This is a genomic window from Fusobacterium sp. SYSU M8D902 (assembly GCF_040199715.1).
Lineage (GTDB): Bacteria > Fusobacteriota > Fusobacteriia > Fusobacteriales > Fusobacteriaceae > Fusobacterium_A.
Map to the genome: position 1 here is coordinate 17,577 of NZ_JBEFNA010000003.1, position 22,893 is coordinate 40,469.

General features: G+C 31.5%; 24 protein-coding genes. 22 read left to right on the forward strand and 2 right to left on the reverse strand.

Features of this window, described 5'->3' with window-relative positions:
• Window positions 1-84: 84 nt before the first annotated feature.
• Entirely contained in the window at window positions 85-1,320 is a 1,236-nt protein-coding gene (locus ABNK64_RS02595; protein WP_300342890.1) for a dicarboxylate/amino acid:cation symporter, read from the forward strand.
• Between the two features lie 113 nt (window positions 1,321-1,433).
• Here the strand turns inward: ABNK64_RS02595 and ABNK64_RS02600 are convergent, their stop codons facing one another.
• The gene (locus ABNK64_RS02600; protein WP_291255713.1) at window positions 1,434-1,628 is read right to left on the reverse strand and encodes a hypothetical protein; all 195 of its coding nucleotides are present in this window, start codon (window positions 1,626-1,628) and stop codon (window positions 1,434-1,436) included.
• A complete protein-coding gene (locus tag ABNK64_RS02605; RefSeq protein WP_291255714.1) occupies window positions 1,628-2,266 on the reverse strand; it encodes a DUF1847 domain-containing protein in 639 nt (212 codons plus the stop codon). The genes ABNK64_RS02600 and ABNK64_RS02605 overlap by 1 nt, the downstream gene beginning before the upstream one ends.
• Window positions 2,267-2,410: 144 nt before the next feature.
• Between ABNK64_RS02605 and ABNK64_RS02610 the strand changes: the two genes are divergently transcribed.
• From ABNK64_RS02610 to ABNK64_RS02710, 21 genes are all read left to right on the forward strand, one after another.
• Window positions 2,411-3,226 (forward strand): mechanosensitive ion channel family protein, encoded by an 816-nt coding sequence (locus ABNK64_RS02610; RefSeq protein WP_291255715.1) that lies wholly within the window; start codon window positions 2,411-2,413, stop codon window positions 3,224-3,226.
• Between the two features lie 119 nt (window positions 3,227-3,345).
• A complete protein-coding gene (gene guaB / locus ABNK64_RS02615; protein ID WP_300342895.1) occupies window positions 3,346-4,800 on the forward strand; it encodes an IMP dehydrogenase in 1,455 nt (484 codons plus the stop codon).
• Window positions 4,801-4,980: 180 nt separating this feature from the next.
• Window positions 4,981-5,673 (forward strand): toxin-antitoxin system YwqK family antitoxin, encoded by a 693-nt coding sequence (locus ABNK64_RS02620; protein WP_349763373.1) that lies wholly within the window; start codon window positions 4,981-4,983, stop codon window positions 5,671-5,673.
• A gap of 1 nt (window position 5,674) precedes the next feature.
• Entirely contained in the window at window positions 5,675-6,526 is an 852-nt protein-coding gene (locus ABNK64_RS02625) for a KH domain-containing protein (RefSeq protein WP_349763374.1), read from the forward strand.
• The gene (locus ABNK64_RS02630) at window positions 6,523-6,942 is read left to right on the forward strand and encodes an HD domain-containing protein (RefSeq protein ID WP_349763375.1); all 420 of its coding nucleotides are present in this window, start codon (window positions 6,523-6,525) and stop codon (window positions 6,940-6,942) included. The genes ABNK64_RS02625 and ABNK64_RS02630 overlap by 4 nt, the downstream gene beginning before the upstream one ends.
• Before the next feature lie 14 nt (window positions 6,943-6,956).
• Complete coding sequence (locus ABNK64_RS02635) at window positions 6,957-8,714, forward strand: TIGR03960 family B12-binding radical SAM protein (RefSeq protein WP_300342902.1); 1,758 nt, start codon at window positions 6,957-6,959, stop codon at window positions 8,712-8,714.
• An 18-nt stretch (window positions 8,715-8,732) separates the two neighbouring features.
• Window positions 8,733-9,407, forward strand: coding sequence for a uracil-DNA glycosylase (locus ABNK64_RS02640; RefSeq protein ID WP_349763376.1), 675 nt, complete (start codon window positions 8,733-8,735; stop codon window positions 9,405-9,407).
• A 75-nt stretch (window positions 9,408-9,482) separates the two neighbouring features.
• Entirely contained in the window at window positions 9,483-9,836 is a 354-nt protein-coding gene (locus ABNK64_RS02645) for a hypothetical protein (RefSeq protein ID WP_300342906.1), read from the forward strand.
• Window positions 9,837-9,848: 12 nt separating this feature from the next.
• The gene (locus ABNK64_RS02650) at window positions 9,849-11,294 is read left to right on the forward strand and encodes a UDP-N-acetylmuramoyl-L-alanyl-D-glutamate--2,6-diaminopimelate ligase (RefSeq protein WP_349763377.1); all 1,446 of its coding nucleotides are present in this window, start codon (window positions 9,849-9,851) and stop codon (window positions 11,292-11,294) included.
• A gap of 5 nt (window positions 11,295-11,299) precedes the next feature.
• Window positions 11,300-12,136: a 3-deoxy-8-phosphooctulonate synthase gene (gene kdsA, locus ABNK64_RS02655; protein WP_291255724.1), complete on the forward strand. Its 837-nt coding sequence runs from the start codon at window positions 11,300-11,302 to the stop codon at window positions 12,134-12,136.
• Window positions 12,137-12,146: 10 nt separating this feature from the next.
• Window positions 12,147-13,115, forward strand: a complete 969-nt coding sequence (locus tag ABNK64_RS02660; protein WP_291255725.1) for a KpsF/GutQ family sugar-phosphate isomerase — start codon at window positions 12,147-12,149, stop codon at window positions 13,113-13,115.
• 80 nt (window positions 13,116-13,195) lie between these two features.
• Window positions 13,196-13,396: a DUF1858 domain-containing protein gene (locus tag ABNK64_RS02665; RefSeq protein ID WP_291258900.1), complete on the forward strand. Its 201-nt coding sequence runs from the start codon at window positions 13,196-13,198 to the stop codon at window positions 13,394-13,396.
• A 263-nt stretch (window positions 13,397-13,659) separates the two neighbouring features.
• Complete coding sequence (locus ABNK64_RS02670; RefSeq protein WP_291255727.1) at window positions 13,660-14,274, forward strand: DUF445 domain-containing protein; 615 nt, start codon at window positions 13,660-13,662, stop codon at window positions 14,272-14,274.
• Window positions 14,275-14,287: 13 nt separating this feature from the next.
• Window positions 14,288-15,286 carry a Holliday junction branch migration DNA helicase RuvB gene (gene ruvB, locus ABNK64_RS02675; protein ID WP_291255728.1) on the forward strand — a complete coding sequence of 333 codons (999 nt, stop codon included), beginning with the start codon at window positions 14,288-14,290 and terminating at the stop codon, window positions 15,284-15,286.
• 3 nt (window positions 15,287-15,289) lie between these two features.
• A complete protein-coding gene (locus tag ABNK64_RS02680) occupies window positions 15,290-15,712 on the forward strand; it encodes an RrF2 family transcriptional regulator (protein WP_291255729.1) in 423 nt (140 codons plus the stop codon).
• 9 nt (window positions 15,713-15,721) lie between these two features.
• Window positions 15,722-16,435, forward strand: a complete 714-nt coding sequence (locus ABNK64_RS02685) for an RsmE family RNA methyltransferase (protein ID WP_349763378.1) — start codon at window positions 15,722-15,724, stop codon at window positions 16,433-16,435.
• Window positions 16,422-17,720, forward strand: a complete 1,299-nt coding sequence (gene mtaB / locus ABNK64_RS02690; protein WP_349763379.1) for a tRNA (N(6)-L-threonylcarbamoyladenosine(37)-C(2))-methylthiotransferase MtaB — start codon at window positions 16,422-16,424, stop codon at window positions 17,718-17,720. Before ABNK64_RS02685 ends, mtaB begins: the two co-directional genes overlap by 14 nt.
• Window positions 17,713-18,681 (forward strand): LytR C-terminal domain-containing protein, encoded by a 969-nt coding sequence (locus ABNK64_RS02695; RefSeq protein ID WP_291255732.1) that lies wholly within the window; start codon window positions 17,713-17,715, stop codon window positions 18,679-18,681. The genes mtaB and ABNK64_RS02695 overlap by 8 nt, the downstream gene beginning before the upstream one ends.
• An 8-nt stretch (window positions 18,682-18,689) precedes the next feature.
• Window positions 18,690-19,106, forward strand: a complete 417-nt coding sequence (locus tag ABNK64_RS02700; protein ID WP_349763380.1) for a hypothetical protein — start codon at window positions 18,690-18,692, stop codon at window positions 19,104-19,106.
• A 5-nt stretch (window positions 19,107-19,111) separates the two neighbouring features.
• Complete coding sequence (gene mrdA, locus ABNK64_RS02705) at window positions 19,112-20,944, forward strand: penicillin-binding protein 2 (RefSeq protein ID WP_349763381.1); 1,833 nt, start codon at window positions 19,112-19,114, stop codon at window positions 20,942-20,944.
• 41 nt (window positions 20,945-20,985) lie between these two features.
• Complete coding sequence (locus ABNK64_RS02710; RefSeq protein WP_349763382.1) at window positions 20,986-22,878, forward strand: ribonuclease J; 1,893 nt, start codon at window positions 20,986-20,988, stop codon at window positions 22,876-22,878.
• Window positions 22,879-22,893 lie beyond the last annotated feature (15 nt).

The following is a 22,893-nucleotide window of genomic DNA, read 5'->3' on the forward strand; positions in this document are numbered from 1 at the left end:
AAATAATGTGTTATACTATTATAGTAAATATTTTTTATATTTTTATAAAATGAAAATAAAATTTAAATAGAGGTGAACTGTTAAATGAGCAAAAAGATAAACTTGACTACTAAAATTTTTATAGCTTTGATACTGGGGATAATTACAGGGTTGGTATTACATCCTCTAAAGGACAATGTAATAGTTAATAATTATATTGTAAATTTTGTATTTAATCTATTAGGAAATGGATTTATAAGAGCTATAAGAATGGTGGTTGTACCATTGGTACTGTGCTCATTGGTTATTGGAGCTGCTGGAATAGAGGATGTTACTAAGTTAGGAAGAATAGGGATAAAAACATTGACATTTTACCTTTCAACAACAGCAGTTGCAGTTGTATTAGCTTTAGTTGGAGGAAATATCATAAATCCTGGTAGAGGTGTTAATATAGGAGAGATTGCAACATCAGAGGTAACTATAGCTAAAACTAAACCTTTTGTAGATATACTACTAGATATGATTCCTATAAATCCTGCTGAAGCTATGGCGAATGGAAATATGTTACAGATCATAGTTTTTGCTATATTGGTAGGGATTGCAATATCACTTTTAGGAAGTAAAGCTGACAATATCAAAAGAATATTTGAAGAAGGAAATGCATTGAGTTTAAAATTGGTTGAGATGATAATGATATTCGCTCCTTTAGGGGTTTATGGGTTGATATCTAAAACATTTACAACATTAGGTTATGTTGCATTACTACCTCTTTTCAAATACTTTATAGGTGTTGTAATAATCTTAGCACTTCACTGTTTAATCACTTACCAAGGGATATTGGTTCTTTTTGGAAAGTATAATCCAATGAAATTTTTTAAGAATTTTGCTCCAACTATGATGGTTGGTTTCTCTACAGCTTCAAGTAGTGCTTGTCTACCTTCATCATTAAAATCAATGCAGGAAAATTTTGGAGTATCTAAAGCCATATCATCATTTACAATTCCATTGGGAAATACTATAAACATGGATGGAACAGCAGTAATGCAGGGAGTAGCAACTATCTTTATTGCACAGATATATGGAATAGATTTAACAATGGGAAATTATATAACAATAATACTTACAGCTACATTAGCTTCTATAGGAACAGCAGGAGTTCCAGGTGTAGGTGTGATTATGTTGGGAATGGTTTTGGTACAGATAGGACTTCCACTTGAAGGAATAGGACTTGTAATGGGAATTGATAGATTTGTAGATATGTTTAGAACAATGGTAAATGTAACTGGAGATGCAGTTTGTACTATTGTAATAGCTAAAACAGAGGGTGAAGAGTTAAAATAAATTTTTAAAAATAAAGAGCAGATTTTATAACTCATTGAAATTAACTTAGGAGTTTTATTTTAATGATTATATTGATTATCTGCTCTTTTTATTATTCTTAAATTTATTCTATTCTAAATTTTAGGAGAGAACTTAGTTAAAAATTCCTCTTTCTCTCTTACAAAAAGTTTTCCTTCAGCTTCCTTACAAATGTAGACAACTACAATTAAACCGTCTCTTTCATTAGTACAGTCAATAGCTTCTTTTATAACTTGATACTCTCTCTTGTTTTTATTGTTTATCCATATAGAGTTTTCTTTAATAGACATTAATTTTCTCCCTTGTTAAAAAGTTTTTTATTATAGTATGAATTTGAAGTGTAGATAGCAGCTAGAGGATTGTGTCCAAGTACTCTGTCTTTGACAGCGAATACAGTAACTGGTGCTTCAGAATATTTGATGAATAAGCTATCGTGTCCTACACAAAGTCCCAATAGAATATTTAGATCTGTTTTTCTTTCATTTAAAAGTTTAGCTTGCCCAATAGGATTGCACATAGGTTCAAATTCACAATATGGTCTAACTTGATGATCTCTATCTATATTGAGTAGTTCCTTGCTAATACTTCCATTTTTACAGATTAAAGACTCCACTACAAAACCGTGATATCTCAAGATATTAGCAAAAGTTTGAGCTTCCTTAGATAATCCAATACAGAATGCCAAACCTAATTTTTTAAAATTACATTTTTGAGCAAAAAGTATAATCTCTTGAACTCTAGTAAGTTGACAGTACCCTTCAGCTTCAACAAGAGCAGAGTTATGAGCTAATTTCATATTTTCCTCTTCAAGATAGTATTGTTTTAACTCCTGAATTTTTTCAAGTTCTCTACAAGGGCAGTTGCTAGGAGCCTTTGTTAAATCACCAGTTCTACAAGCATGTATTTGACATGAATCACAAGTATACATAAAAATCTCCTCCTTAAATTTAAAGTAATAACTACTTACTATTATATAACATAAAAAAAATTTTACCAAAAAAGATTGATATATATTATAAAAAAAGTTATAATGAAGAAATATAGAGGAAATAAAAAAAAATGGAGGGAAAAAATGAACTTAGTAGTAGCAGAATTTTTAAACAAATTATTTCTTTTCTTACCAACATTAATAGTGAGAGGAGTTATCTTAATAGTCGTAGTTACAGTATGGCCAAAATTAGTTGAGGTTTTAATCACAACATATAAAAAGATGTTAAAAAGAAAAAATGTGGATCCTTTATTAGAGAGTTTTACAAGCTCTATGTTAAAAACTTTATTGTACATAGTTTTATTCTTTTTAATAATTGGAATAGCAGGAGTTAAAGCAACTTCTCTTATAACTGTTTTAGGAACAGCAGGTTTAGCTGTTGGTTTGGCATTACAGGGAAGTTTAGCAAACTTAGCTGGAGGATTATTGATACTATTTTTTAAACCATTTACAAAAGATGAGTATATAGTAGCTAATGGTGGAATTGAAGGGACAGTAGATAAGATACAAATACTTTATACAATTTTAACAACTGTAGATAATAGAGTTATAATTGTTCCAAATAGCCAATTAGCAAATAATGCTATAACAAATGTTTCAAGAAATCCAGAGAGAAGATTGGATATGGTTTTCTCTGTATCATATGATACTTCAACTGATAAAGTAAAAGAGATATTAAATAGAATTGCAAATGAACATCCAGCAGTGTTAAAAGATAAGCCAGTTAATATTAGAATGAGTGTTCAAAATGCAAGTTCACTTGATTTTATATTTAGAGTATGGGTAAAGAAAGAGAACTATTGGGACGCAAAATTTGACTTTACAGAGATTGTAAAAGCAGAATTTGATGCAAATAATATAGAGATTCCATATCAAAAAATCGATATTTACAGAAAATAAAATTATTTTTAAAAACTATTTACAAATTTTAATATTTTGTGCTATAATATCTGAAATTTAAAAAAATTTTAGTGGTGTTCTTAATTAGTCTATATTTTATATATTAAAAGGAGTTGCAAATGAACGGAAAAATAGTAAAAGAGGCAATAACATTTGATGATGTATTGCTAATACCAGCAAAATCAGAAGTATTACCACATGAGGTAAGCTTAAAAACAAGACTTACAAAGGATATCGTATTAAATGTACCTATTCTAAGTGCAGCTATGGATACAGTTACAGAATCAGACTTAGCCATTGCTTTAGCAAGACAAGGTGGAATTGGATTTATACACAAAAATATGAGCATTGAAGATCAAGCTGCAGAAGTAGATAGAGTAAAAAGAATTGAAAGTGGAATGATCAGAAATCCAGTTACTTTAACAGCTGATTGTACAGTTGGACAAGCAGAGGATTTAATGAGAAGATATAAAATCTCTGGATTACCTGTAATAGAGGGTGAAGGAAAACTTATCGGTATAGTAACAAACAGAGATATAAAATACCATACAGATATGGAGCAACTAGTTGGAGATATAATGACAAAGGAAAATCTTATAACTGCTCCAGTAGGAACAACTTTAGATCAAGCTAAAGAGATCTTACTATCAAACAGAATAGAAAAATTACCAATAACAGATGAGAATGGATATTTAAAAGGGTTAATCACAATAAAAGATATTGATAACTTAGCTGAATATCCAAATGCTTGTAAAGATTCACATGGAACTTTAAGAGTAGGAGCAGCAGTAGGAATAGGTGCTGATACATTAGAGAGAGTAACTGCACTAGTAAAAGCAGGAGTAGACATAATAACAGTAGACTCAGCTCACGGACACTCAGCTGGAGTAATTAGAAAGATAAGAGAGATTAGAGAAGCTTTTCCTAACCTAAACTTAATAGGAGGAAATATAGTTACAGCTGAAGCTGCATTAGATCTAATAGAGGCAGGAGTAGACGCTGTAAAGGTTGGAATTGGACCAGGATCTATCTGTACAACAAGAGTTGTAGCAGGAGTAGGAGTACCTCAATTAACAGCTGTAAATGATGTTTTCCAAGTATGTAAAGAGAGAGGAATTGGAGTAATAGCTGATGGTGGAATAAAATTATCTGGAGATATAGTAAAAGCCTTAGCTGCAGGAGCAGATTGTGTAATGCTAGGTGGATTATTGGCTGGAACAAAAGAAGCACCAGGTGAAGAGATTATTCTTGAAGGAAAAAGATTCAAACTTTATGTTGGAATGGGATCAATAGCAGCAATGAAGAGAGGTTCTAAAGATAGATACTTCCAAAATGATGCAAAAAAATTAGTTCCAGAAGGAATAGAGGGACGTATCTCTTACAAAGGAAATTTAAAAGATGTTGTATTCCAACTTTGTGGAGGAATTAGAGCAGGTATGGGATACTGTGGAACTCCAACAATAGAGGATCTAAAATTAAATGGTAAATTTATAAAAATAACAGGTGCAGGACTAAGAGAGAGTCACCCACATGATATAACTATAACAAAAGAAGCACCTAACTATTCTAAATAAAATAGATAGAGAGAAATGGGAAAACAGTCACTTAAGTGATTCTGTTTTCCCTATTTTTTTGGAAGAGTAAAAAAATTGTGTATAAAATTGAGATTTCACTTAAATAAGTAAAATATATATTAAAATTTCATAAAAAAAATAGTATAATAAATAGTATATATTTTTAAAAAGGAGAAGAGAGTGAAAAGAGGAATTGTAATCATATTAAATGTTGTTGTTTCAATGCTACTGTTTGGATCTGAATTTAAAGAGATGGTTCCATTAGAGAATAAATCTGCTATAAAAAAAGAAGAGGTAAGAGTAGAGGAGAAAAAAGAGCCAGAAGTAAAAAAAATAGAAGATGTAAAGGATAAAGTTAGAATAGAAGATCTATCTGTAAAAAGAGTTGGAAATGATGGAAAAATATATGCTGGAGATGAAAAAACTGCCTATACAGGTAAACTTGCTCTATTTTTAGGGGATATAGTAGAGTATACAGAGTCATATGTAGATGGAGTATTAGAAGGTCCTAAGATATGGTATTCAGACAGTGGTACTGTGGTACTGGAAGAGAGTTATAAGGATAATAAGGTTGAAGGAGAGCAGAGAGCTTATTATGAAGATGGAAAGTTAAAATCAATTGTAGTTTATAAAAATGATAAGGTTATCAGTTTGGAATCTTTTGCCAGAGATGGAAAGATATTGTATAAGAGTGACTTAAGTAAGGGAACAGGAATATGGAAGTATTTTTGGGAGAATGGACAGATTTTAGAAGAGGGAAAATATAAGAATTGGAAAAAAGATGGTGTTTGGGTAAAATATCGTGAAAACGGAGAAGTAGACGTAACTACAACTTATAATGATGGAAAATTAGTTAGTCAAGTGTGGGGATAGAATGGATATAAGATCAATTGAAAAAACAGAGAAGTTTGGTTACATGTTCTATGTAAAATATAGTGGAACAAAGTTTCAATCATTTGATGAGATGGCAGGAAAGAGAAGTGTAAAGGGTTACTTTAGAGAAGTGATGGAGAAGGTAGGATTTAGCTGGGCAAAGGGAGTACAGCAAGCTGGAAGAACAGATGCTGAGGTGAGTGCTACAGAAAATATCCTCTATGTAAGTAGTAATTACAGTGGAGACAAGAGGGAGTTACAGGATAGATTTAATGAGTTATCCAATGGTGATTTAAAAGTTACAATGATAAAGAAAACACTTCCAAATCTAGTTTTTCCTGAATGTATAAAAAGAAGAGAGTATATCTACGAGTATCCTAGAAAGAGAGTAAAAAATACTCTTGAAGAGATAGAAAATTTATGTAAAAAGCTTTCTGGAAAATATGATGTAAGCGAGTTTACTGATAAGAAAGGCTTGGAGTTAAAGGAGCATATTAGACAGGTAGAGATAAATTATAGAGATGGAAAACTATACTTTTCTGGAAACTCTTTTATGCCAAAACAGGTTAGAATGATGTCAGGCTATATTTTAACAGGAAAAAAAGAGGCAATAGAAGGAAAATATCTTACTCTTAGTAAGATTATATTAGAAGATGAATTAAAGAGAAATATCTTTGAAGAGATCAGTGATCTAAAGATAGAGAGTGTTGAAAAGATAGAGAGTAATGCTGACAGAAGTATCTATATATTTTATACCCTAAAGAGTAAAAAGGGAGAGTTAATAGGTAAAAATGGAAAAAATATCAAAGCTCTTAAGAAAACTTATGGAACTATAGTTGTGAGAGAGATATGATAGCTAGAATAAGGCAGGGATTGTTATTTATATTTGGAAGATATAAAGAGGAATGGAACAATGAGATAAAAAGAGTCTTAACACCAGAGGAGTATGAGATATTTAAAAATATGAGTAGATATGATAGGATACACTCCTTTAGATTGTACAGATTGGTAAAAGATGATGAGCTTTTAGGTGATAAGAGGTTGTATCAAAAATTAGCTCTATTGCACGACTGTGGAAAGTATAATGCTTCTTTATACAGAAGGGTAAAGAAAGTTTTGATTGGAGAGAAGAGTTTAGAGAATCATAGCGAAATCTCTTATGAAAAATTAAAAAATATAGATATGGAGTTAGCAAAATTGGCAAGAGAACATCACTCTAGTTCAAAGGATATATATTTAAAAAGATTTCAAAAGTTAGATGATGAGTAGATTAAGGAGATGTAATGAGAGTAGATTTAGATAAATATTTATTAAAAGTAGAGAAACCGGGACAGTATCTGGGGAATGAGATCAATAGTATTCACAAGGAGAAGTTTGATGCTAGAATGTGTCTGTTTTTCCCAGATATATATGAAGTAGGAATGTCAAACTTAGGAATAAGAATACTGTATAGTATTTTAAATAGAGTGGAAGGATTCTCATTAGAGAGAGGGTTTTCACCTATGGAAGATATGGAAAAGATTATGAGAGAGAACGGTGTTCCAATGTTCTCATTAGAGAGTAAGACACCTTTAAAAGAGTTTGATGTAGTTGGATTTTCACTCTCTTATGAGATGTGTTATCCAAATGTATTGAATGCTTTAGACTTAGCAGGAATACCTTTGAGAAGAGAGGATAGAGGAGAGGAGTATCCGTTGATAATGGCAGGTGGTACTTGTATGGTAAACCCTATTCCTATGGAAAAATTCTTAGACTTTATAGTTATTGGAGATGGAGAAGAGGTAATGACTAAGATTGCTAAGATCTTAGTTGAAAATAAAGACAGGAGCAAGGTTGAAAAGCTAGAACTTATAAAGGACTTTGATGGAGTTTATGTTCCTTCAATACATAAGAGAGATAAAAAGATTAAGAGATCAATTGTAAGTAATTTAGATGATGTAGAGTACTATGAAGATCAGATAGTACCATATATAAATATAGTACATGATAGAGCAACTGTAGAGATACAGAGAGGATGTTCTAGAGGGTGTAGATTCTGTCAGGCTGGAATTGTTTACAGACCTGTTAGAGAGAGAAGTTTAGACAAAAATGTTGAATTGATAGAGAGAATGATAAAAAATACTGGTTATGGAGAGGTATCACTCTCTTCACTAAGTAGTAGTGATTATAGTAAAATTGATAATTTGATTAAAATTATAAAAGATAGATATGATCATAGAAACTTAGGTATATCTCTACCTTCACTTAGAATGAATACACATTCTGTAGAGGTAGCTGAAGATATCAGTGGTGGTAAAAGAACAGGATTTACATTTGCACCAGAAGCTGGATCACAAAGAATGAGAGATATTATAAATAAAGGTGTAAATGAAGAAGATGTATTAGAAACAGCAGAAGCTGCAGTTAGAGGTGGTTGGGAGACATTAAAATTCTATTTTATGATAGGACTTCCATTTGAAACTGATGAAGATGTAAAAGCGATATATGATTTAGCTAAAAAAGTTGTGGATAAGTGTAGACCAATAAATAAGAGATTAAATGTTACAGTTAGTGTTTCAAACTTTGTACCAAAACCTCATACACCATTCCAATGGGCAGAGCAGATGAACTTTGAAGAGATGAAGAGAAAACACACTATGTTAAGAGATCTATTTAGAGGGCAGAAAAGTTGCAATTTAAAAATACATGATATGAAAAAATCATACTTAGAGGGATTCCTATCTAGAGGTGATGAAAAAATATCTGACTTAATAGAACTTGCTTGGAAAAATGGAGCGAAATTAGATGATTATAAAGATAATTTTAATATCTGGAAAAATGCTATAGAAGAGTTGGGTATGGAGGAGAATGAGTATTTAAAACCTAGAGATATGGAGAGAGAACTTCCTTGGGATATAGTTGATATAAGTGTAGATAAGGAGTTTTTAAAGAAGGAATTGAAAAAAGCTGAAGAGGTGGCTTTAACTCCAGAGTGTAGGACTAAGTGTTCAAACTGTGGAATAAGAAAGAGATTTCCAAATTGTATGGTAATAGCAAAATAGAAGAGATCAGGAGGAGTTATGGTAACTTTTGGTAATGATTGGGATGAAATTTTAAAAGATGAGTTTGAAAAAGAGTATTATAAAAAATTAAGAAAATTTCTAATAGAAGAGTATAAAACTAGAGTTATATATCCAAAGATGGAGAATATATTCTCAGCTTTAAAATTAACAAGTTATAAGGAAACCAAAGTATTGATCTTGGGACAAGATCCCTATCATGGACCTAATCAAGCACATGGGCTTGCATTTTCTGTAAATCCAGGGGTAAAAATACCACCTTCACTATTAAATATGTATAAGGAATTAAAAGCTGAATTGGGATTGGAGATACCTAATAACGGGTATCTAATTCCTTGGACTGAGCAGGGAGTGCTTCTTTTAAATACAGCATTAACTGTTAGAGCAGGAGAGGCGAACTCACACTCTGGTATGGGCTGGGAGATATTTACTGACAATGTGATAAAACACCTAAATGACAGGGAAGACCCAGTAATATTTGTGCTATGGGGAAATAATGCTAGAAAGAAAAAGAGTTATATAACAAATAAACAACATTTTATATTAGAGGGACCACATCCTAGTCCACTCTCAGCAAGTAGAGGATTTTTTGGATGTGATCACTTTAAAAAGATAAATGAAATCTTAAGAAATATAGGGAAAAAAGAGATAGATTGGCAGATAAAAAGTGTATAGTAGCGTTAAAAAAATACGTCACAAGGATGCCACACTAATTTAATATAATGAAGAAAATGAATGTGGAGGACTATTATGAAATATTTAGGCATATGTATATTGTTATTTACTGTATCTAAACTAAATATTTTAGGGAATGAGAGATTTTGTGATGAAACGGGGATTATTTTTATTCAAAATTTAACTACCCAACAGAGAGATGAAGTAACAAGAATGAGGGCTGAGTTTTTAGAGGAGTTCAATGTGATAAAGAAAAAGATAAACGCCATAAGAATGGAAACTCAGATGGAGATGAGAAAAGAGAAACCTGATTGGAATGAGATAAAAAAATTGAATAAAGAGTACTCTAAATTACAAAATACTTTAGATAAAGGTGTCAATGATTATCGAGAGAGAATGCATACTATAAATATCGAATTTATCAAGTAATATGGAGGAGTTATGGAAAATTTACTGCAGGGAGTAGAGTATAGAATACTTCAAAAATCATCAGAAGGATCAGAGTATACTGGAATTGAATATGATTCAAGAAAGATAAAAAAAGGTGATATTTTTATAGCTTTGGAAGGGGCTATAGTAGATGGACATAAATATATAAAACAAGCAGTAGAAAATGGAGCAAAGGCTGTTATTGTTTCTAAAGAGGTAGAATTAGAGTTTCCGATAGATTATATACTTGTTAAAGATTTAAGAAAAAACTTAGGGATAATAGCTTCAAATTTTTATAACTACCCACAAAATAGATTGAAAATAATAGGAATTACAGGTACAAATGGAAAGACAACATCAACTTACCTATTGGAATCTATCTTAGGAGAGGATAGAGTTGCAAGAATAGGGACAGTTGAGTATAAAATTGGAGATGAGATAATAGAGGCTCCAAATACTACACCAGAGTCATTAGATATAGTTAAAATGTGTAAAAAAGCTGTAGATAAAGGTTTAGAATACTTAGTTATGGAGGTTAGCTCTCATGCTCTTTCTTTAGGAAGAGTGGATATGCTAAAGTTTGATGTTGCATCATTTACAAATTTAACTTTAGATCACTTAGATTATCACAAAAATATGCAAAACTATTTTGAAGCTAAGAGAAAACTTTTTACAATGACAAAGTGTAAGGATAGTACAGCTATCAATATAGATGATCCTTATGGAGAGAGATTGTATGAGGAGTTTGGAGGATACTCTTACTCTTTGAATAGAGAAGCAGACTTGATGGGTGAGATCCTAGAGTTTCATAGTGATGGTCAATTGGTAAGATTGAAAATAGGAAAAGAGAGTTATGAGATTAAGTTAGCTATTTTAGGAAGATACAATCTATACAATGTTTTGGGAGTTATAGGTATAGCTTTAAAATTGGGTGTAGATGTAAAAAGTATCTTAAAAAGATTGGAGAGCTTGAAGGGGGCACCTGGAAGATTTGAGCTTGTTAACTGTGGACAAGACTACATTGTTGTAGTAGATTATGCTCATACTGGTGATGCACTTGAGAATATTTTAAACAGTATCAATGAGTTAAAAAAGGGAAGAGTGATAACTGTTTTTGGTTGTGGTGGAGATAGAGATTCTACCAAGAGACCAATAATGGGAAAAATAGCACAAGATCTTAGTGATATTGCTATATTGACATCTGATAATCCAAGAACTGAAGATCCACATAAGATAATTGAAGATGTGTTGAAAGGAATGGACGGAAATAACTATATAGTAAAAGAGGATAGAGAGTGTGCTATTGTAGAAGCTATAAAAATAGCTCAAAAAAATGATATTATCTTAATAGCTGGTAAAGGGCATGAGACTTATCAAATTTTAGGAAGAAAAAAGATACACTTTGATGATAGAGAGATAGCAAGAAGAGAGATTGTAAAGAAAAAAATAGGAGGATAAGGGGAATGGTAGATAAGGTAAAGGTAGTAAAAGTTGGAAAGAATATAGAGATAGGTGGAAATAAAAGATTTACTCTAATAGCTGGTCCTTGTGTAATAGAATCAGAAGAACTAGTGATGGAAGTGGCTGGAAAGATAAAGGAGATCTGTGATAGACTGGGAATACAGTATATTTTTAAAGCTTCTTTTGACAAGGCTAACAGATCATCAATACACTCATTTAGAGGACCTGGTTTGGAAAAAGGACTGGAGATATTGAAAAAGGTAAAAGAGAAGTATGATCTACCTGTTATAACTGATGTACATGAAACTTGGCAGTGTAAAAAAGCAGCTGAAGTTGTAGATATACTACAAATTCCAGCATTTTTATGTAGACAGACAGATCTACTTTTAGCAGCAGCTGAAACAGGATTACCAGTAAATATTAAAAAAGGTCAATTCTTAGCTCCTTGGGATATGAAGAATGTAGTTACAAAGATGGAAGAGAGTAATAACGAAAATATTTTACTTTGTGAAAGAGGAAGTACTTTTGGATATAACAATATGGTAGTGGATATGAGATCTTTTATGGAGATGAGAAAATTTGGTTATCCAGTAGTATTTGACGTAACTCACGCAGTACAGAGACCAGGAGGATTAGGGACAGCGACTTCAGGGGATAGAGAGTATGTATTCCCACTTATGAGAGCTGGATTAGCAATAGGAGTAGATGCTATATTTGCAGAGGTTCATCCAAATCCAAATGAAGCAAAATCTGACGGACCAAATATGTTATTTTTAGATGATTTAGAAGAAATATTAAAAGTAGCAATAAAGATAGATGATTTAGTAAAAGGAAGATAAGGGGAGAGCTATGGAGTTTAATGAGGTTGACTATGCAAGAAGTGTATTTGATGCAGAGATAGAGGAGCTACAAAGGGTAAAAAGTGCTTTAAATAGCGATATTACAAAGGTTACAGAGTTAATACTAAATTCAAATGGAAAAGTAGTGGTAACAGGAATAGGAAAATCAGGATTGATTGGAAAGAAAATAGCAGCAACATTAGCTTCAACAGGAACATCAGCAATATTTATGAATTCAGCTGAAGGGTTACATGGAGATTTAGGAATGATAGGTTCAGATGATGTTGTATTGGCAATCTCGAATAGCGGAAATAGTGATGAGATAGTTTCGTTGCTACCCTCTATTCAAAAAATAGGAGCAAAGGTAGTAGCTATGACAGGAAATAGAAATTCAAGATTGGGAAGAGCAGCTGACTATGTATTGAATATAGGAGTTAGTAAGGAGGCTTGTCCTCTAAATTTAGCTCCAATGTCATCAACTACAAGTACTTTAGTTATGGGAGATGCCTTGGCAGCAATTCTGATAAAAAGAAGAGATTTTAAACCAGAAAATTTTGCTGTATATCATCCAGGAGGAAGTTTGGGAAAAAGACTTCTTATGAGGGTTGAAGATATAATGAAAAAAGGTAATGAGCTTCCATTCTGTGATAAAGAGAGTCCAATAAAAGATGTTATTCTAACTATGACAGAGAAAAGTTTAGGTGCTGTATGTGTTATGAACGGAGATCTTATGGTAGGTATTATAACTGAGGGGGATATAAGAAGAGCTTTGACAAAAGAGGGAGAGTTCTTTACATTTAGAGCCAAAGATATAATGACAAGAAACTTTACTAAAACAGATTCTAAAAGTATGGCGATAGATGCCTTAGAATTAATGGAAAATAGACCTAGTCAGATAACTGTATTACCAGTTATAGATGACAATAAACTTGTTGGAATGGTAAGAGTACACGACCTGTTAAATGTTGTAGGAAGATAATTATAATAAAAGTTGACATAACAAGTAAATTTTATTATAATAGTAGTGTATAATTTTAAAAATCAATAGGAGTGATAATTATGGTAACAAAAGATACAAATATTTTAGTAGCTGTTCAAAACTATCCTGTTATAAGAGAAGTATTCGCAAGATATGGTCTTGGATGTGTAGGTTGTATGATCGCAGCTGGAGAGACTTTAGGAGAGGGAATTGCAGCTCACGGATTAGATGCAGATGCTGTAATAGCTGAAATAAACAAAGTTATATCTGAGCAAAAATAGTTCTAAAGAGCAATTAAATTTTAAATAGTGAGATTTAAAAAATAAGAGGAAAATATTGTTACAGTTCAAAGAGTTTTTACCGTTCAATGTAATAATTTTTTTCCTCTTTTTACGTATTAAAATAGAGAAAAAATGAGAACTAGAATTAATTTCAAAAGGATAATATAATTGAAAAAAACTCAAATTTATGATAAAATAGTTTACTGGAATAGTAAAAAAAATAGTCGAAATTTTATAGAGATTTTTAAGAGAGGGAGAGAGAATTGAACATAGAGATATTGATAAAATTAGTGCTAATAGTGGGGATAGGAGCTGGAATAGGTTGGATTACTAACTATGTAGCAATAAAGATGCTTTTTAGACCATATAAAGAGATAAATTTTGGGCTGTTTAAGATACAGGGATTGTTACCTAAAAGAAAACATCAAATAGGAGAGAGTATAGCTGATGTTATTCAAACTGAGTTAGTATCACTACAAGAGATTTTAAAATCACTAGATAGTAGTAATTTAGATGAAAAACTTAGTCTTATGGTGGATAAAATACTAGAAGAAAAACTTCAAAGTGAGATATCAAAAAGGTTTCCAATGTTAGCAATGTTTTTATCCAATGATATGTTAGAAAAGATAAAAGAGATGATAAAAGAATCTATCTTAGATAACAAGGAGTTAATACTTGCTACTTTTTCTAGTTATGTTGAAGAAAATGTTGATTTTAAAGGAATAATAGTAAAAAACATTGATGCTTTCTCATTGGAAAAGTTAGAAGAGGTAACCTATGGTTTAGCTGAAAAGGAGTTTAAACATATAGAGGTTATAGGAGCAATTTTGGGAGCATTGATAGGATTTGTTCAATTTATAATTGGAATGTTTATGTGAGGAGAAAAAATAGGTGGATAGAGTAATTACTGATCAAGAATTAGAAAATGAAATAGAGGTACAGAAGAGTTTAAGACCAAAGAGTTTTAAAGAGTATATAGGGCAAGAGTCATTAAAAGATAAGATGTCAATATATATAGAAGCAGCTAAAAGAAGAGGAAGTTCTGTAGATCATATATTATTATATGGACCACCAGGATTAGGGAAAACAACTTTAGCAGGAGTTATAGCCAATGAGATGGGAGCAAACTTGAAGATAACTTCAGGACCTGTCTTGGAAAGAGCTGGAGATTTAGCAGCTATTTTGACATCCTTAGAGGAGAATGATATTCTGTTTATTGACGAGATACATAGATTGAATAACACAGTAGAGGAGATACTGTATCCTGCAATGGAGGATGGAGAGCTGGATATAATAATTGGTAAGGGACCTTCAGCACGTTCAATAAGAATTGAATTGCCAAATTTTACATTGATAGGTGCAACAACTAGAGCTGGACTCTTGAGTTCTCCATTGAGAGATAGATTCGGGGTTACTCATAGAATGGAGTATTATACAGAGGAAGAGTTGGCTCAAATAATACTGCGTGGTGGAAAAATCTTAGGAGTTAAAGTTGAAAAAGAGGGAGCTTTGGAACTTGCAAGTAGAAGTAGAGGAACTCCAAGAATAGCCAATAGACTCTTAAAGAGAGTTAGGGATTATTGTGAGATAAGAGGTAATGGAATTATAAATAAAGAGATCTCAATGAAAGCTTTAGACATTTTAGGAATAGACTCAGTAGGATTAGATGATCTAGATAGAGATATAATAGATGCTATAATAGATAATTATGGTGGAGGACCTGTAGGGATAGAGACACTTTCTCTGCTTTTAGGAGAGGATAGAAGAACTTTAGAAGAGGTATACGAGCCTTTTTTAGTGAAGATAGGTTATATAAAGAGAACTAATCGAGGAAGAGTTGTAACGGAAAAAGCTTATGAACATTTTAAAAAAGTGAAGGAGCAGGAGTGAGAAATGAAGATAAGTACAAGAGTGAGATATGGATTGAAGGCTTTAGTTTATATTGCTGATAAGAGTAGTGAGAATAAATTAGTAAGAATAAAAGAGATATCTGATGAACAACATATATCTGTACAGTATTTAGAGCAGATTTTATTTAAGTTGAAAAATGAGAATATTATCGAAGGAAAAAGAGGACCAAATGGTGGATATAGACTTGCAAAGGAGCCTAAAGAGATAACTCTACACCAACTGTATAAAATTTTGGACGAAGAGGAAAAAGTTATAGATTGTAACGAGAGTGAAGAGCATAAAGCTGTATGTGGTGAGGGAACTTGTTCTGGAAGTTGCATATGGGGAAAATTAGATAATGCAATGACTAAGATATTAGAGGAAACAACTTTAGATGAGTTTATAAAAAATAAAGATATGATATAGGAGAATTCTGTGATAAGTGTTATAATATCAGGAGAGAATATTTTTGAAAATAAGATAGTAATAGATGATCGTGGTGATGTTAATCACTTAAAAAATGTTTTTAGAGTAAAATTAGAAGAGAGAGTCAGAGCTGTAGATGGAGAAAAGGAGTATCTATGTAGAGTTATAGAGATAGATAAAAAGTCTGTAACTTTATCAATAGATGAGATTAGAGAGGATAGCTTCTCTACTAAAGTAAAGATAGATGCAGCTATTGGAATTTTAAAAAATGATAAGATGGATCTAACTATTCAAAAACTTACAGAGATAGGAATACACAAGATAATACCTCTAGCAACAAAAAGAGGTGTAGCTAAAGTGGCGGAAAAAAAAGATAAATGGGATTTGATTGTGAAAGAGGCTTTGAAACAGTGTCAAGCAGTGAAGCCTTTAATTATTGATGAGATAACAAAAATAGATAAATTGAAGTTGTCTGATTATGATTTAGTAATAGTTCCCTATGAGTGTGAGGAGGAGTATACTTTAAAAAATCTTTTGATAAAACAGGAGAGTGAGATAGAAAGTGTACTTTATATAGTAGGACCCGAAGGAGGTTTTGATATAGAGGAGATTGAATATTTAAAATCAAAAGGTGCTAATATAGTAACATTGGGAAAAAGGATCTTAAGAGCAGAGACAGCTTCTATTGTAGTAGGAGGAGTTTTAGTAAATGAGTTTCAATAAAAAAGTGGCTTTTTATACTTTAGGTTGTAAAGTAAATCAGTATGAGACTGAAAGTATAAAAAATCAATTAATACAAAAGGGATACACAGAGACATCTTTTGACGAGAAGGCAGATATCTATGTTGTAAACTCTTGTACTGTAACAAGTGTGGCAGATAGAAAGACAAGAAATATGTTAAGAAGAGCCAAAAAAGTAAATCCAGAAGGAAAAGTTATAGTGACAGGTTGTTATGCACAAACTAATAGTAAAGAGCTGTTAGAAATGGAAGATATAGATTATGTTATTGGTAATAAGTACAAAAAAGGTATTGTCAATTTTATAGAAGATATAGAAAACAGAAGTATGGATAGATTAAAAAACGATAATATTTTTGATGAGTATGAATACACTGAATATGAGTTTGCAACTTTAAGAGAGATGTCAAGAGCATATGTAAAGATACAAGATGGATGTAATAATTTTTGCTCTTACTGTAAAATTCCATTTGCAAGAGGAAGAAGTAGATCAAGAAAGAAAGAGAATATCTTAAAAGAGATTGAAAAGTTAGTAGTAGAAGGGTTCAAAGAGGTAATTTTGATAGGTATCAACTTAGGAGCCTACGGTGAAGATTTAGAGGAAGATATAAACTTTGAAGATCTATTAGAAAAGATTTTAAAGATTGAAAATTTAAAGAGAGTGAGAATAGGATCAGTTTATCCTGATAAAATATCAGATAGATTTATAGAGATGTTTAAGTATGAGAATCTTATGCCACATCTACATATCTCTTTACAATCTTGTGATGATACTGTTTTAAAGGCTATGAAGAGAAACTATGGAAGTGATCTAATAGAGAGTAGACTTTTAAAATTGAAAGAAAGAGTAAAGGATATGGAGTACACAGCAGATATAATTGTGGGATTCCCTGGAGAAACTGAAGAGATGTTTTTAAACTCGTATAGAGTTATTGATAAGATTAAGTTTTCAGGACTCCATATTTTCCAATACTCTGACAGAGAGAAGACTTTGGCAAATACCTTAAAAAATAAAGTGGAACCAAAGATAAAAAAAGAGAGAGCAGATAGACTAGAAGAGTTAAGAAATAGTATGGCAGTAGAGAGTAGGGAAAAGTATATAGGAAAATCTTTAAAAATCCTTATTGAAGAGGAGATAGATGGATACCTATATGGATATAGTGAAAACTATTTAAGGGTTAAAGTAAAAGGCGACAAAAAATTATTAAATGAGATAATAGAAGTAAAAATTACCTCGTTAGAGAAGGAGTTGTTAGTAGCAGATGAATAGAAGAATGAGATCAATATTGACAGTATTATTTATAATAGTAGCATTAGTAGTTTTTTTATTTGCTAATTCATTGAGAAAAAATCCAGAGTTGGATAAGAATAGTAGTTATCTGATAATTGGAAAAGATAATTTAATAGCTGTTTATCAAGATAGATTAGCAGTAAAGATCCCTTTTGATATAAACATAGATAAGGAACAGACAATTAGAGAGTTGGTAAATAATAAGAATGAAGAAGAGGTATTGAAAGTAGTAAATAAAATATTACCAGTTTCACTAAATAACTATATGAGAGTAAGTTATGGACAGGTAAAATTAAATGTTAGAAATTCAAAAAATATACCTGAAACAATTATAGATAATAAGAGATACATAGTTACTTCAAGTATGTATTCAATGTTTGACTCATTGTATAATAACGCTAAAAATAAAAACGAGGTAAATGAAAATATAATAGTAGATGTTTTAAACGGAAATGATATTAATGGTTATGCTAGAAAGACTGGAGAGAGATTAAAAGAGAAATTGGGAGTTAAGTATAATGCAGCTAACTATGAAAATAGCTTAGATGAGAGTTATATTATACTTAATGATATATCTGTAGATAAAGCTCAAGAGATAGTTATGCAGATAAATGAAAAATACTTAAAAATTCAACAAGTACCTAGTGTACCAACACTAGCTAACATTGTTATAGTATTGGGAAAAGAGAAAAATATAGATTTTTCAATAGATGTAACAGGAGATAATGATAGTAAGATTAAATCTGCTGTGGAAAATTTAAAGAAAGATGGATATAAAAATATAAAGAGCGGAACTGATAAGAGTAAGGCAGAAAGCTCAATAATTGAGTATGCACCAGAGGATTATTTCATAGCTTATAAAATTTCTAAAGTATTGAATATAGATAATTTAATTGAGAAGTCAGATTTAAAAAATAAAATCAATATAATTGTAAAGTAGGAAGTTATATGTTATATGTATTATCTATTTTAGGCGTGTTCTTAGAGGTTAGTTTGCCTTTTAATGCTAATTTTTTAGTTGTTGCTCTAAGTTTTTTAGTTTATTTAATAGGAGCAAAGAGAGAAAAAAATATCTTAATAATAGGTATAATGGCTTTTATTTTATCACTACAAACAAATGATTTTTTCATAATAATGACAGTTTTTATCTGTAGTTATTATCTGTTAGATTTTTTGTTTTTACATTTATCATATAGTAAGAGTAATATTTTAATTTTTTCTTTAATACAGGGAGTTATCTATGCGATATTATCCTATAGAAATTTAAAAGCTACATATGTAGTGGCTAATATCATAGGTTTTGTAGTATTGAACTATGTTTATATTTGTATTTCCAAAAGAAAAGATAAGAGTATTAAAGGATAATAGAGATGAAGAAAATAAAAAGAAGGAATATTGGAATAAAACTTGGGGAAGACAGCAGCTCAAGAAATATAATTGTAAAAGGTTTTATGCTGTTGGTATTTATACTTATAGGAATGAGAATGTTGTATCTTCAAGTCCTAAGGGGTGATGAATACTCATATCTTTCGGAAAAAAATAGATTTAAGATAAAGAAAATAGATGCTCCTAGAGGAAAAATTTATGATTCTAAGGGGAGATTGATAGTAACTAATGGATCTGGTTATAGATTGGTTTATCTCTATGAGAGAAAGCAAAATCCAGAAGTTGTAAAGGAGATAAGCACTTTAACAGGGTATCCAGAGGAGTTTATAACTAAGAGAATAAGATATGGAGAGATATTTCCATATACTAGAGAGAATGTAATAATAGAGGATTTAAATCCAGATGTTGCCCATAAGATTATGGAAAAATTAATGGATTATCCATATTTACAAGTACAAGTATATTCAAAAAGAAGATATTTATTTGATTCTGTGGCAGCACATAGCATAGGATATGTAAAAAAAATATCAGAAAAAGAGTATGAAAAGCTAAAAGATGAGGGGTATAGTCCAAGAGATGTCATAGGAAAAGATGGATTAGAGAGTGAATATGACAGAAAACTGCAGGGTGAAGATGGCTTTGAATATATTGAAGTAAATGCTTTGAATAAATTACAGAGAAAAGTCGAAAGAAAGAAAATGCCTGTACCTGGTGAGGACATGTATATCACTTTAGATATGGAGTTACAAGAGTATATGGAGCAACAGTTCAAAAAAGATGGTAGAGCAGGAGCTTTTGTAGCTATTAATCCTAAAAATGGAGAGATATTAACCTTGGTAAGTTATCCGACTTACTCATTAAATACTTTTAGCTCACAGATTTCATATGATGAATGGAATAAGATTATAAATGATCCTAGAAAACCACTTTCAAATAAGGCTATAGCTGGGGAGTACCCACCTGGCTCAGTATTTAAAGTAGTTTCAGCTGTAGCTTTTTTAGAGAATGGGGTTGATCCTAAGGATACATATTATGATAAAACTGGGTATTATCAAATAGGAAAATGGAAGTGGAGAGCTTGGAAAGCTGGGGGACATGGTTATACTGATATGAAAAAATCAATAGTAGAATCAGCCAATCCATACTATTACAAAAATGCAGATATGATAGGTCATAAACCTATAATAGACACAGCTTCCTCTTTTGGTTTGGGAAAGAGAACAGGAATTGATATTCCAGGAGAGAAGAGAGGCTTACTTCCAGATGTAGCTTGGAAGAAAAAGATGATAGGAAGTAGTTGGTTTAAAGGGGATACTATACTATTATCAATAGGACAAGGATATCTTTTAGTAACACCATTACAAATAGCAAATGTATACGCAGCAATAGCTAATCGAGGAGAGGTTTATACTCCACACTTAGTTAAGGAGTTTCAAGATTCAAAGGGAAATATCTATCCTGTAGAATTACATGAACAAAAGATAAAGACATATCCAAAGTCATATTATAATGTATTAAATGATGCCTTAGTGGCAACTGTATCTCAAGACAACGGAACAACCAAAGTCTTAAGAACACCAGGAATGCAGGTTGCAGCAAAGAGTGGATCAGCTCAGAATGCTCACTCTAAAATAACACACGCTTGGGTAGCTGGATATTTTCCAGCTGATAATCCTGAAATAGTTTTTGCTACTATACTAGAAGGTGCTGGTGGTGGTGGTGCTGTTGCTGGAGGAATGACGAGAAAATTTATTGATAAATACCTAGAGATAAAAAATAGAGAAAGAGAAGAAAAAGAGAGTGAAATTAAGAATTAAATTTGTAATGGTGGAGGTAAAATAAGGAAAAAGGAGAGAAAATGTTAAGGACAGAAAAAGGCAGTATTAATCAAGAGAAGAAAAGAAGACTTGAAAAAAAATTAAAGCTAGAAAATACTAGTGGAGTAGATGGTATAAAAGAAAAAATAAAGGCTATTAAAGCTGGAATAAAAGAGCTAAAGGGTGAAAAGCCTAAAAAAGTAACTAAAGAGGTAAAAGATTTAGATAAAGTAGTAGTAAGTGATACAAAAGAGATTAAGAGTGCAAAAGAGGAGAAAATGTATGTTATTCCTCTAGGTGGATTGGAAGAGGTAGGAAAAAATAGTACTGTAATCCAATATAGAGATGAGATTATAATAATTGATTCTGGAGTTATATTTCCAGATGATAACTTGCTAGGAATAGATCTAGTTATCCCAGATTTTAGCTTTTTAGAAAACAATAAAGATAAGATAAAGGGATTATTTATTACACATGGACATGAGGATCATATAGGATCAATTCCATATCTTTACCAAAAAATTGATAAGAGTGTTCCAATGTTTGGAGGAAAATTAACTCTTGCACTAGCTAAATCAAAATTTGAAAATGGTTTTGGAAAAGATATCCCTAAGATGAAAGAGGTAAAGGGAAGAAGTAAGATAAAAGTAGGAAAATACTTTACTGTAGAATTTATAAAAATAACTCACTCAATAACAGATGCTTATTCTATTTTTGTAACAACTCCAGCTGGAACAGTATTCCATACAGGAGATTTTAAGATAGATCTAACTCCAGTAGATGGAGAGGGAGTAGATTTTGCTAGATTATCTCAAATAGGAGAGCAAGGAGTAGATCTAATGCTTTCAGACTCAACAAACTCTGAGGTAGATGGATTTACACCATCAGAAAGAAGTGTTGGAGAGGCATTTAAAGTGGAGTTTTCAAAAGCTAAAGGAAGAATAATAGTGGCAGCTTTTGCTTCACACGTACATAGATTACAACAGATAGTAAATGTTGCACAGGAGTATGGAAGAAAGATAGCCATAGATGGAAGAAGCTTGGTTAAAGTTTTTGAGATAGCAGGTAGTTTAGGTTATTTAAATGTTCCTAATGATATGATGGTACCATTGTCAGAGGTTGATAGCTTGAAGGATAACAAAGTTGTAATACTTTGTACTGGAACACAGGGAGAACCAATGGCAGCTCTTTCAAGAATAGCTAAAAATATGCATAAACATATAAAGATAAAAGAGGGAGATACAGTAATAATATCTGCTACTCCAATACCTGGAAATGAGAGAGCAGTATCCAATAATATAAATAATTTATTAAAATATGATGCTCAGGTTGTATTTAAAAAGATAGCAGGAATACATGTTTCTGGTCATGGAAGTAAAGATGAGCAAAAATTGATGTTGAATCTGATAAAACCTAAGTATTTTATGCCTGTTCACGGAGAACATAAGATGCTAAAGGCTCATAAAGATACAGCTATAGAGACTGGAGTACCTAAGAATAATATCATAATAGCTCAAAATGGTAGTAAGATAGAAGTGACAAAATCAGGTGCAAAGATAAAGGGAAAAGTTAATGCAGGTTGCACTCTTGTAGATGGTTTAGGTGTCGGAGATATAGGAAATATTGTTTTAAAAGACAGACAACAACTATCTCAAGATGGAGTTGTAGTAATAGTTTTCACTTTAGATAAGAGAACAGGAAAGATAGTTGCAGGTCCTGATATAGTGACAAGAGGATTTGTTTACTCAAAAGAGTCAGATGATATAATTAAAGAGGCGATAGAGAGTATAAAAGAAAAAATAGACGATACACAGAACTATTATTCAAAAGACTGGGGTCTATTAAAGAATTTAACAAGAGATATAGCAGCAAAATATTTTTATAATAAGACAAAAAGAAACCCAATGATATTACCAATTATAATGGAAGTATAGGAGAAAAGGAGAAGA